This is a genomic window from Mesobacillus maritimus (assembly GCF_019749255.1).
Taxonomy (GTDB): Bacteria; Bacillota; Bacilli; order Bacillales; family Cytobacillaceae; genus Mesobacillus_B; species Mesobacillus_B maritimus_A.
In genome coordinates this window covers 189,967-202,776 of sequence record NZ_JACWFH010000007.1, presented here as the reverse complement: position 1 = coordinate 202,776, position 12,810 = coordinate 189,967, and the positions used below count along the sequence as shown (strand labels likewise).

11 protein-coding genes and 1 riboswitch are annotated in these 12,810 nt (G+C 38.4%); of the genes, 1 reads left to right on the top strand and 10 read right to left on the bottom strand.

What is annotated here, in order from left to right:
• Window positions 1–876, bottom strand: a complete 876-nt coding sequence (locus tag H0185_RS04250) for a branched-chain amino acid ABC transporter permease (RefSeq protein ID WP_221871500.1) — start codon at window positions 874–876, stop codon at window positions 1–3.
• Between the two features lie 218 nt (window positions 877–1,094).
• Entirely contained in the window at window positions 1,095–2,255 is a 1,161-nt protein-coding gene (locus tag H0185_RS04245) for an ABC transporter substrate-binding protein (RefSeq protein WP_221871498.1), read from the bottom strand.
• A gap of 369 nt (window positions 2,256–2,624) precedes the next feature.
• Here H0185_RS04245 and H0185_RS04240 point away from each other — a divergent pair, with 369 nt between their 5' ends.
• Window positions 2,625–2,915, top strand: coding sequence for a hypothetical protein (locus H0185_RS04240; RefSeq protein WP_221871496.1), 291 nt, complete (start codon window positions 2,625–2,627; stop codon window positions 2,913–2,915).
• A gap of 58 nt (window positions 2,916–2,973) precedes the next feature.
• Here H0185_RS04240 and H0185_RS04235 read toward each other — a convergent pair whose 3' ends face one another.
• The 8 genes from H0185_RS04235 to H0185_RS04200 form a co-directional block, all read right to left on the bottom strand.
• A complete protein-coding gene (locus tag H0185_RS04235; protein ID WP_221871494.1) occupies window positions 2,974–3,528 on the bottom strand; it encodes a GNAT family N-acetyltransferase in 555 nt (184 codons plus the stop codon).
• Window positions 3,529–3,539: 11 nt separating this feature from the next.
• Window positions 3,540–3,824, bottom strand: a complete 285-nt coding sequence (locus tag H0185_RS04230) for an HNH endonuclease (protein ID WP_221871492.1) — start codon at window positions 3,822–3,824, stop codon at window positions 3,540–3,542.
• Window positions 3,825–3,936: 112 nt separating this feature from the next.
• Window positions 3,937–4,182 carry a hypothetical protein gene (locus H0185_RS04225; protein ID WP_221871490.1) on the bottom strand — a complete coding sequence of 82 codons (246 nt, stop codon included), beginning with the start codon at window positions 4,180–4,182 and terminating at the stop codon, window positions 3,937–3,939.
• A 75-nt stretch (window positions 4,183–4,257) separates the two neighbouring features.
• Window positions 4,258–4,581, bottom strand: a complete 324-nt coding sequence (nirD, locus tag H0185_RS04220) for a nitrite reductase small subunit NirD (RefSeq protein WP_221871488.1) — start codon at window positions 4,579–4,581, stop codon at window positions 4,258–4,260.
• 18 nt (window positions 4,582–4,599) lie between these two features.
• A complete protein-coding gene (gene nirB, locus H0185_RS04215; protein WP_221871486.1) occupies window positions 4,600–7,008 on the bottom strand; it encodes a nitrite reductase large subunit NirB in 2,409 nt (802 codons plus the stop codon).
• Window positions 7,009–7,202: 194 nt separating this feature from the next.
• Entirely contained in the window at window positions 7,203–9,059 is a 1,857-nt protein-coding gene (locus H0185_RS04210; protein ID WP_343223079.1) for a sensor domain-containing protein, read from the bottom strand.
• 81 nt (window positions 9,060–9,140) lie between these two features.
• Window positions 9,141–9,235: riboswitch (cyclic di-GMP riboswitch) on the bottom strand.
• Between the two features lie 223 nt (window positions 9,236–9,458).
• A complete protein-coding gene (locus H0185_RS04205; RefSeq protein ID WP_221871484.1) occupies window positions 9,459–11,138 on the bottom strand; it encodes an ABC transporter substrate-binding protein in 1,680 nt (559 codons plus the stop codon).
• 253 nt (window positions 11,139–11,391) lie between these two features.
• Window positions 11,392–12,744, bottom strand: coding sequence for a short-chain fatty acid transporter (locus H0185_RS04200; protein WP_221871482.1), 1,353 nt, complete (start codon window positions 12,742–12,744; stop codon window positions 11,392–11,394).
• Window positions 12,745–12,810: the final 66 nt, after the last annotated feature.

Sequence of the window (12,810 nt, the reverse complement as noted above, 5' to 3'; positions counted from 1 at the left end):
TTACGTTGTGATTTTTTTACCAAATAAACCTTGTGGTCTGATAAGGAGAATGACGATAATGGCCAAGAAAGCAATGGCATCCTTGTATCCAGAATCTCCGTATACAACCACGAATGTTTCTGCCAATCCAAGGATGAGACCCCCTGCCATTGCTCCCCGTACATTACCCATCCCACCAAGAATAATGATGGCTAATCCTTTTAACCCCATTGATAACCCCATTTGTGGGTTAACCGAGTTAAAAGCCATTCCGACAAGAATTCCGGCAATTCCTCCCATTGCCGAAGCAATGATGACGGTCATCGTAATAATTCGTTTTGTATTGATGCCAAGAAGGCTGGCTGTTTCAAGATTTTCCGCTGTTGCTCGTAACGCCTTTCCTGCCTTTGTCTTCCCTAACCAGAATGACAGAGCGATCATTAAGATCACCGAAATGACAAAAATAACAATTTGCACAAGGTAAACGGTAATTGAACCGAATTGAATACTGATTTCTGCAAAAGGTGCTTCAAACGGCTTATTTCCGGCACCAAATAAATGATGAGAAAGATTTTCAAGAAAAATTGAGACGCCAATCGTACTGATCAATGGTGCTAGATGGGAGACTCCCTGCTTGCTACGAAGCGGTCTTAACGCAAAGGATTCAAGGAAGAATCCTAAAACCGCAGTAACAAGTACCGCTACTCCGAAGGCAACCCATAAAGGCGCGTCGAAAATTGAGGTAATCATAACCCCGATAAAGGCACCGAACATAAAGATTTCTCCATGTGCCATATTGATGATGCCCAGAACTCCGAAAACCAGTGTAAAACCTAGGGCAACAATTGCATATATACTTCCTAATGTTAATCCATTAATGAGTTGTTCTATTAACAAGGCATCTCACCTACTTACGTAATTTTTAAGTATTGCTCTTTTCTCAAAATACAAGAAAACAGCTTCCGTTATGAAAGAAAAGGCAGCATAACCCAGATTAAGCAAATAAGCTTTGGGATAACACTGCCCGAAAATGCATTTCATTCATGAATCAAATTTGCTAAAAAAATTGTCTTCACTCTTGATGTTGTTCGAACCATATTGTATAAGTGTCTAAACTATTTAAAAACTTTAAATGCTCCATCCTCGATGACTAGTACTGTTGGATCCATAATAACGTCTCCTTCATCATCAAACGCAAAGTCACCAAGAATTCCGGAAATTTCCACTTCTGCTAGAGCATCACGGAAAGCATCTCGGTCATCAGAACCAGCATTTTTCAATGCTTCAGCATAAATATACAGTGCGTCGTATGCCTGTGCAGCAAACTGGTCTGGCTTCTTGCCATACTTCTCTTCAAACTTGCCCACAAAGTCTTGTACCTTCGGATCATCTTTTTCAGCATACCAAGGTGTTGCAACAATCAAGCCATCTGCGGCATCGCCAGCAATTTCAATGACCTCAGGAGAGTTAAAGCCGTTTCCTCCAACAAATGGAACATCAATGCCCATTTTACGGGCTTGGTCCATAATAACCGCTCCTTCATTATATAGAGCAGAAGCGAGAATTAAATCTGGGTTTAGACCCTTAATTTTTGTTAACTGTGCATTATAGTCAGATTGACCTTTTTGGAATGTTTCAATGGTTAAAATTTCCAGTCCCTTTTCTTCTGCTGCGGCTTTCATAGTGTCAAATCCTGATTTAGTAAACACGTCATCATTACCATAAATAATTGCGACCTTTTTTGCACCGTATTTTTCAATCGCTTTATCGATGGATGCAGGGATTGCCAATGCTTCAGGTAATGAATTACGGAAGATGTATTCCCCAATTTGCGGAATTCCTTCAGCAGTTGTCGAAGTTCCGATTGTTGGGACTCCATTTAAGTCTGCTTCTGGTCCAACTACATTCATTTCAGTACTTAAGGTTGGTCCAATTAGTGCTGTTACATTTTCCGAGTTCATTAACTTTTGTGCTGCCGTTAATGCCTGGTCCTGTTTTCCAGCGGAGTCTTCGATAATAAGGTTGATTTCGACTTCGCCTTTTGCATTGATTTCTTCAAGCGCTAATTCAAGTCCGCTCGTAATCGCTTCTCCGTATGCAGCCCCTGATCCACTAAGGAATGAAACCACTCCGATATCAGCTTTTACAACTTCTCCACCACTATCTTGTCCACCTTTTTCCCCAGTTGCTTGCTCTCCGCCTCCACCGCAGGCAGCTAAAGTTAACAAGCTCGCCAACGCGGAAAACTGAGCAACACGTTTAAACGTCCTTTTCATTTTTTTACCCCCATTGTTTAAATTATCTTAATATTTTCAAAGCTTAATCCTATTAAAATACAAAACTGGGAGATTGTCTACCATATTGATATAATATTCTGATAAAAATCCAAAAAAACTTTCTTGTATGATTATGCAATGTGTAGTCAAAAAGACCTATAAATCCTCAGGTGATCCCCTTAATTGGTTACAAGAAAGTAGTTAATAGGACCGTGAGAGTCTTACCTTCCATATCTACAGGAATAGTTATTCTATCTACAACAATGCGCTTCTATACAATCCTCTCTCCTTTCTAAATATGAATAGTAATTTAAGTCTCAGGTCAAAATACATTGGGGGAAATGATTAAGAAGGAAATGAGGGTCCAAGATGAAAGAAATTTTACAGCAAGTGAAAGAAGATTTAGAAAAGGCATACAGCAACCCCGGCACTTTTGATTTAGACCAAAGCATTCAACAACTACAAACAGCTAGAGAGCAATCTGGGGATAAAGGAACAATGCTAGAAGATGCCATCACAGCATTAACACAAGCTAAACATGCAATGCCGGCGCTAGAGAATGCCGGGGATGTTTCGTCATCTGCAGCTTTTGGGCAGGCCTTTAATGCACTAGAGCACGCGTTGAAATCCTATGTAGAAATGGACAATGATCCAGTTTAATAAATGCAGCGAACCCCTGGGAATCCCAGGGTATTTTTATGTAAACGACATTAAAAATCTAGTTAGTTCCTTGAAAGGATTTACGATGAAACGCAGAAATGTATTTAAAAGCTTCTTCACCTCTTAATAGGGGAATCGAATCTTGAAGCATAAGGGTCATGGCTTGATAGGGTTCTGGCACCCAAATATAATGATGAATATAATTTTTCAACAACGTAAAACCACATCTTTCCCAAAAAGTGATTCTATTAGAGGTCTCCTTTGTTTGATCGTTTTCCACTTCAAGTAAGAGGGAATGATAGTATTCATGCTGGTTCGCCCAAGTTTTAAGGTATTGAACAAATTCTTTACCAATCCCCTGCCCCCTATAATTTGGTATAATAGCAAAATAATCGATAATTAGCACCTTGGATGAATTTATTTCGCCCGTTATAGCCATTCCAACTGGAAAATCTCTATTTAAAACAACATGTAGATGGCAATTGCACCTAATAAACATATTTCTTATAACTTTTTCTGGTTTTCCCCCGTGGTTGGCAAAAGCTTCTTGGTATATGCTCCTAACCTTCTGCCATATTCCCTCGTCCCATTCAGCTATTGTTAGAAAATGCATAATATGAGCTCCTACTTCTGTCTTCGTTCCTTCGACTTTCTTATTTTCATTATCTTAGTTGCGGGTTGTTTTCTAATCCATTTGATAAAACGTGCAAGCTTTTCATCTTCCCGCAATTCTTTTAAGGTAGATAGCCGTACAGCAATTTCTTGGTTGGTGTATAAAGCATGAATTTGCTTATGACATGGGATGCAAAGCTCTGCTGTCTCTCCAAAAGTACCTCCCATTTCCTTTGGGAGTAAGTGATGTACAGTTGTCTCCACTTCTTTTCTTCCACAAAGCTCACAGACATTCATACCCTTACCTCCCAAACATTTATATTTCAGTATTTGCACTAAAGCATGAAATATGATGAAAAGGATTAAGATATTTGAAAACATAAAAAAAAACGCATAAACAGGCTATTGTTTATAACGTCCTTAATAGAGGCATCATTCCTGTCATTGCCATGACAGCATCAAGCGAAACCTTCCAATTACATAACATTGATTTCACGAAAACAACGAAAAGACTAACAATGCTCTTGAACCCTAATGTTTTTGCTTCAGCAACAGACTCAATTTTCATCATATTCCATGGTCGGTTACTTGACCAAGCTGGGTAATCGTTAAAAATGATAGGAAGACATAGAGAAATCCTCCAATTAGATGTCAAATTATCACCCAAAACCGTATCAGTGGATTTTTTATAGGTAATTTAATGTAATAATGATATTTTTTAAAAAGGCATTTAGTCTTCTAAAAAAACAAATACTTGTTCATTCATAATTTCAATACGATAGGACTGGACACACCCTACATCAGGGTCTTGAACCTTCCCATCCGCGACGCTAATTTTCCAGTCGTGCATTGGACAAAATACATATTCCCCACTCACAATTCCTTCGGCTAAGACTCCACCTTTATGGGGACAACGATTTTCAATGGCTCGAATCTGGCCATTTTCCAATCTAAAAACAGCAATCTCTTTCGTGCCAATCTTAACGGTTTTCCCTAGCTTTTCTGGTAAATCGGTGACATTTCCAACTAATACTGGACGTAGCGTATTTTCCATTAGATAACCTCCAATTGATTATTCAACTTTGGTCGGAACCTTTACTGTTTGATAAAGGTCTTTTAATAACGTTTTATTGTTTATAGCTTCTTGCCACGGATCTTGAACAATCGACAAGGCTTCTTCCATTCTTGCATTTAAACTCTTCACCATTGACTCAACAGAGAGCACTTCTTTGATATGGTCAAGCCCTAAGCGATCCACCCAAGCTGAGGTTCTTTCTAAATAATTGGCTGTTTCACGGTAATATTGTAAAAACGCTCCAATCATTTCAATTAATTCTTCCTCAGATTTAAACTTGAATAATAAGTCACCCTGGCGAAGATGGGTCCCTCCGTTGCCACCAACATACATTTCCCAAGCTCCGTCTACTCCTACAATCCCTACATCCTTGATGCCACTTTCAGCACAATTTCGTGGACAGGCGGAGACTGCCATTTTAAATTTATGAGGTGTGTTTAAGCCCTCAAATTTCTTCTCAAGTTTGATCCCCATCCCCATTGAATCCTGGGTGCCAAAACGACAATAACTCTCCCCAACGCAAGTCTTGACGGTTCGAAGTCCTTTTGCATATGCAGAACCGGACGGCATATCAAGCTCTGCCCATATTTTAGGAAGATCATCTTTCTTAACTCCTAGTAAATCAATCCGTTGCCCACCCGTTACCTTAATTGTTCCTACCTGATATTTATCTGCCACATCGGCAATTTTCCGAAGAGCTTCTGATGTTGTGACTCCTCCATACATTCTTGGGACGACAGAGTAGGTCCCATCCTTTTGAATATTGGCATGGAGACGTTCATTCACAAAGCGCGCTTCTTTTTCATCTTTGTACTTAAGAGGGGCAATCATCCCTAGGTAATAGTTGAGTGCAGGCTTACACTTCGAACAACCGTCAGTTTTCCAGCCAAGTACATTCATAACTTCACGAATATGTGTTAAGCCTTTTGAACGAATTTCTTGAACGACTTCGTCTCGTGATAATGTTGTACAGCTACAGATCGCTTCTTTCGGATTTACATCATACGAATCACCAAGTGTACATTGAAGTAATTCAGAAACAAGTGATTTACACCCTCCACAGGATCGAGAGGCATTCGTGCAACCTTTGACTTGCTCCACCGTTGTTAACCCTTGTGTGTGGATTGCCTCAACAATTGCTCCCTTTGTAATGCCATTACAACCACAAATCATTTCCTCGTCGGGCATATCTCCGACCGAATTAATTTCTTTTTCTGGATTTTGCGTTGCCTCTAAATACTCTTCTATCGTGGTCCCTTTTTTAATATAATTGAGCAATTTATTGCCGTCCTTTGTATTCCCATACAAGACAGCTCCGGCCATTTTCCCTTTTTCAAAAATAATTTTCTGGTACAAACCACGCAGGTCATCATGCATTTTTGACACTTTGGAGTTCTCTTCTTCAATGATTTTCCCAGTAGAAAAGACATCTACTCCAGATACCTTCAATTGAGTTGATAGGACCGATCCTTTATACCCTTCTGTTTCAACTCCGCATAAGTGTTTCGCAAGTATCTCACCTTGTTGGTATAACGGGGCAACCAATCCGTACACCATACCACGGTGTTCCGCACATTCCCCTACAGCATAAATATTGGGAATCCCTGTTTCTAAATAATCATTAACAAGAATGCCACGACTGACAGGAATACCTGCTTCTTTAGCAATAGCTACATTGGGCTTAATCCCGACTGCCATCACCACCAAATCAGCTTTGATTCTACTGCCGTCTTTAAACCGTAAGCCTGTAACTTGTTTTTTTCCAAGAATTTCAATCGTAGATTTTTGCAATAGGAAGTTCATGCCTTGCAATTCCAATTCAGCCTGTAACAATTTCCCCGCGGTTCGATCCAATTGGCGTTCCATTAAAAAGTCATGAATATGAATAACATCTACTTGCATCCCTAGATTTAATAATCCCCGTGCTGCTTCTAGCCCTAATAATCCTCCACCAATAACCGCAGCCTTTTTATATTTTTTAGCATACTCCACAATCGTCTCGGTATCTTTTATGTTACGAAAAGCAATGACCCCTTCTTTTTCTACTCCCGGCAATGGCAGCATGAAAGGATTAGAACCTGTTGCAATAATGAGTTTGTCAAAGGGCTGTGCCTTTCCCTTGTCGGTATAGACAATTTGTTTGTCCTTATTGATGCTCGTAACGGTTTCTCCAGGATACAAACGAATATTGTTATCTTCATACCACTGCCATTCATTTAAAGTGATATCCCTTAATGTGGTGTCTCCTTGTAACACCTTTGATAATTGAATGCGATTATAGTTAGGGTATGGCTCTGAACCAAAAACAGTTATATCAAATCCATCTGGGTTGAGCTTAAGGATTTCTTCTAAAGTCCTTATTCCAGCCATTCCATTTCCCATTAGTACTAGCTTTTTCTTTTTCATATGCAATCCTCCTTGTCAGTTTGGATTCCTCTAGTACTTTATAACATTTTGAAAATTTCAATCATACAAATATGTCATAAAATCTAACACAAAATGTTAGATGTGGATTGAAGGTTTTACCTTGTTTATATGAAATGCTATAAGCAAAAAAACTAAAAATCCTTCCTGCTTGGCAATGGAAGGATTTTCAGATGTTAACTATGAATCTTTATTCTATTTAAAAACTGTACTTCAAAATCGGCTGGATGTAAGGGGCGACTATAATAGTAGCCTTGTCCAATTGAGCAATCATATTGGACTAGCAAAGCTAGGTGCTCTTCCGTTTCAATCCCTTCTGCAACAACATTTAAGTTCAGGATGTTTCCGATTTCAATTATGGTTTTAATGAGTAGATTATTTTGTGCATTATCAATCGAATCACGAACAAACGACTGATCAATTTTTAATGTATCTATCGGAAAATTCTTCAACATACTTAAAGAAGAATAACCAGTACCGAAATCATCAATAGAAATGCCAATCCCAAGACCTTTAAGCTGATCTAATTTCGGAACCACGACATCATGATCTCCTAATACACTCTCAGTAATTTCAATCTCAAAATATGCGGGATCGACGTTGGAAGAGTTTAATGTACCTTTAATAAAGGCAACAAAATGATCATTTCGAAATTGACGTTGTGACACGTTAACAGAAACTTTTACTAACTGGTTCCCTTTTTCCTTCCATCTATCCATTTGTTCCACTACTTGCTTTATGACCCAGTTTCCAATTTCAATTATCAGCCCTGATTCTTCAGCAACCGGAATAAACTCCCCTGGCGATACAAAACCCAACTTAGGATTAAACCATCGTAATAACGCTTCAATTCCAACAAGTTCACCTGTTATCATGTTGAACTTTGGTTGGTAGTAGATTGTAAACTCATCATTCGTGATTGCTTTAGTAAGCTCCACCTCAATTGAAGCTTTTCTTTCCAACTGAAGTTTTAAATCGTTATTGAATAGTTTATAAGAGTTTTTTCCTTCGATTTTGGCGTAATACATTGCAGTGTCAGCCATCTTTATTAATTCATTAATTGAACTCGTGTGCTCAGGGTAACAACTTGCTCCAATACTTGAGGTAATCATTACTTCATTTCCATTTATATAAAACGGTTCTTTCAATAAGTTAATCAGGTCACTCGCAATATTTTCACGATTTTTTTTGGCCATATTTATTTGAGCAACAACAATAAATTCATCTCCGCCATGGTGATATACATGAACCAGCTGATTTTGAAAGTTCTCCAATCTTTCTGCAACTAGTTTTAACAACTCGTCCCCTGCGTCATGTCCAAGAGTGTCATTTACCAACTTAAAATGATTTAAATCTATAAACATAACAGATAAAGGAACGGATTCTTCTAGGAGTCTTTTTAGGTCTTTAATTAACCTCCTGCGATTAGGCAAATTGGTCAGTTCGTTATGTTCAGCCATCTTTCTCATTTGATCCTCGTACTCTTTTTGCTCTGTGATATCACGTACCAAACATATTGTTTTTTTCGTTTCCCCAATCATCGATAAAGTGAGTTCGATGGGAAATGTAGTACCATCCTTCTTCACTCCGACCGCTTCCCCTCGCCACTGCCCTTTATTTTGGAGAGAAATAATGATTGACTGACTAACTTCTTCAAGTATCTCTGAGGAGTAACAATCCTTCCAAGATTTTGTTGAGAATTCGTCTTTGTTTTTATATCCATAAAGCACAGCATGTGCTTCATTTACATACTCAAATTGTCCAACCTCATTTGTAATTCCAATTGCATCCCCTACCGAATCTAAGGCATAGGAGTAATCTAGTAGTACATTCTTGGTAGAAAGAAGCATTTTCTTGGAAAAGAAATATTTATCAAGGTAATATCCAATAACCCAGCCTGCTAACGCATTTAATAGAAAAGCAAAGGTATCGTACACCGAAAAACGTAGATTATAATAAAAGTAGAAAATAAAGTTTACGATAAGGAGAATGGCTGTAATGCTTATCCGCATTGTATATTTCAAAGATATCACCTATTTTTTATAGTTTTTATTTGCAACTGGAATAACCACAAAAAGGATTCATCCAAAAGAATGAATCCAGAGCCGTCCTCTTTTGGTAACCCGGCTGTCGTAGTAGTACTTCTTACCTACCTTAGACCCGTGGCTTTGCGTCCCATTCTTTCAAAAATGGTTTGCCTATGGATTTAATAATAACTTTTCTAAGTCATTTGTCCTGCTCCAACATACTCTATCATACACGTAATTTAAGCGGTTAATAAATGGAAATTCGCAAACAAATATGTATAAATAATGAACTTTTTTCAATAGGAAAAAACCAGGTTTGTAAGCTAACCTGGTTTAAGCAGATCTTGTGCTGAAATAATTCCATGTTAATTAGGAATTTTTTAAGTAACTCAGTTTAGGATTCTATCATTCCCCATCAGGGTAATATAATTTTCCTTTCTCATCCCACTCGTAACCTGCTTCTTTAAGGGTATCAACAGCAGTTGTGAGATTATATTCATAGCCACTAAGGTCCGGACTATGCCATCTTTCATTAGTGGGCGATATGAGGGAATTCGCTGCTTGTCCTGCCCCTTTTAAAATCTCTTTTACAATCGTTTCCTTTGGAATCGAGAGTGTCAACGCTTTACGCACAGCTATAGCGTCAAATGGTTTTTTTCGATTATTATAAATAATATGGTCTAGGCCAATATTAGGTACTTGGGCGATTTGAACATTTCTGCTTCCCTTTATTGCGTCTGCTTGTTTTGGCAAAAGACTATCTCCACCAATTTCGGCTTGACCATTTTTAATAGCAGCAATCATCTCGTCACTATCCTTATAGAGAAGACGAAGAACACCATTCACTTTTGCTGGCGAAAAGTGACCGTTATTAGCATCTAGCTTAACCTCTTTCCCTTTTTCCCAATAATCTAGAGTAAACGGACCACTCCCTATTGGTTTTTCATTTTTATGTTCGATTACTCCTTTTGGCCCATCCTTCTCAAGAATTGGTCCCCAATAATGTAACGGGAAAATATACAGTTGTGATAGGGTCTGATTCACAAACGCTGCATTAGCTTCTTTAAGCGTAATTTGCAAGGATTGCTCATCCAATACCTCCACTTTATCCACGATCTCCACCAAGTGCGAAAAGGCATCCGACTTCGCTTGTTTTACTAGATTAAAAGAAAATTGGACATCTTCAGCTGTGAGCTTTTCTCCATCATGGAATTTCATTCCTTCACTAAGTTTAATCAGGTAGGTTAACCCATCTCCATTCACATCTTCTACAGATTTTGCTGCCCAATTTTCAATCTCACCTCTATCATTAACCTTAACCAAGGTATCATAAATGAGTCTCGTAACTTGAAAATCTTGCATACTTGTTGAGGCAATAGGATTTAGTGATTCAATTTCATTTGAACTTGCCCAACGTACATATTTATTGATACCCGTCGGTTCTATAGACATAAAAGTCCAGAAACTATTTAAGTCCTCTCCGCTCGTAAATTGAAAATTGGTGAATTTTTCGTCGTTATAGGCTATGAGTAAATCACGGTGAAAAACAGGAGCATAGGGAATGTCTTTGAGAAATAATTCCTCCGCTTTTGTTACGATTTCTTTCCGTATCGTTTGATCCATGGCTGTTCTTTGATTAGCTGCTAAGGCATCATAATCGGGATTTTTATATCCAGTTTTATTGTATCCACTATTTGCAGTAAGGGTAGAATGCAACGTTTGATAAATAAAAAAATCGGGGTCGAATTTATCAGTATTACCATTCCAAGTGCCTGTCATAACATCAAATTCAGTTTCGTTTTCAGTAAGTCTAACCAAGCTTTCCCCGTTTAGGGGTTCAACTACCACATCCAAACCTAGCTTTTTCCATTCCTCTGCAAGCAGGAATCCATACTCATGCTGAATGAAGTCTTCCTCTTTAGTCGGCACATTCAATATGATTTTGCCTACTTTTCTACCTTTAGGTAAATCTGCTGTTACGGGAAGGTTAATTTCCTTGTCACCTGATGTGCTTGCGGAACTAGAGCAAGCCGAGAGGAATAATAGTAGTACTACCATAAACCAAAGATAACCTGTTTTTACCAATCCTATCTCCCCCAATTCATTAATCAATATACTCTATGTAAAAGATTTGCGATAACCAGGCGGATTTTTCTGAATTTTATCTATATACATATTTTAACATAATAGGATTAAGTCTTAAGGTTCATTTTACAAAAATTTTACAATTGCGTATTTTACCACTTTAATGTTAATAGATGAAAAAAGTTGATGTCCAAAAGAAAAGAGCAGACCTAGGGTCCACTCATTCTAGTGATTGTATAGCGTAATCATAGAATTAAAGAAACAACAATCCAATTGAGATTGGGATGAACGCCCATAGCATAGCAATCACACAAAAGCCGATGATATCTTTGACTTTTAACCCTGCAATAGCGAGTAAAGGCAATGTCCAGAACGGTTGAATCATATTGGTCCAAGCATCTCCCCATGCAACAGCCATTGCTGTCTTCGCTGTATCAACGCCAAGCTCAATCGCCGCTGGGATCATGATTGGGCCTTGTACCGCCCATTGTCCTCCCCCAGAAGGAACAAAGAAATTGACTATTCCCGCACTAATAAAAGTGAATAATGGGAAGGTAAATTCATTGGATATACTAACAAACCAAAGCGACATTTGCTCTGATAGACCAGAGGTTACCATCATACCCATTATCCCTGCATAAAAAGGAAATTGGATAATAATTCCTCCAGCATTTTTCACCGCATCACTCACACTATTTAAAAAACGACGTGGAGTCTGATGAAAGAGAATCCCTAGAAACAAAAAGATAAAATTGACGATGTTAATATTTAAATCTAAACCATTTTGCACGAAGTGATACATGATAAATAGTAACCCTAATACGCCGATTATAATCGAAATGACTCGACTGTTTTCGAGACGATCTGCAGGTGATGTCATCGCATCAGCTGTCTGCTCTAGATTGGAATGAGTTGGCGGTTTCGCTGCAGCAGCCAGTTCATTTTGAGAACGACGCAAATCCGTTTTTTCTGTATCTTCGATAGCCTTTAACAAAAAGAAATTTAAAATCGGAAGCGTTACCATTAATGCCAAGACGATAAAAATATTAAAGCTGGAAAACAACGTCTCTGTAATTGGAATCGTACTTAATGTATCCTCTAAAAAATGACCAGGCGTCGCAATTGTTAAGGGAATCGAACCAGATAACCCACCATGCCAGACCAACATCCCCGTATAGGCACTGGCTACCAACAATCGGTAACTAACAGTAGGCACTTGGCGGATTAAATGACGGGCAAATAAAGCTCCAATCACTAAACCAAACCCATAGTTAATTAAACAAGCAATCATCGTGATAATCGATACGAGCACTATCGCCTTCCCTGGTGTTTTCGCAAGTCGTGCTAATTTTGCCAATACTGACTCAAAAAATGGACTGTTTGCTAATACATACCCAGTAACAACAATAAGTGCCATCTGCATGGCAAAAGATAATAAATCCCAAAACCCGTTGCCCCAATGTTGGACCATTTCCGTTGGTGAACTTTCCGTTAGTCCAATTCCTAATAGAAAAACAACAAGGGTTAAAAGAATTGCAAATAAAAATGCATCAGGCAGGTATCGCTGAACCAGTCGGTCAAAAAATAAGGTGACAGATTTAAGCATTGCTTTCTCCTCCTCCCTTTTTTGTATCACGATCAATAGGTCAGGGATAAACGAACAACTCTATCA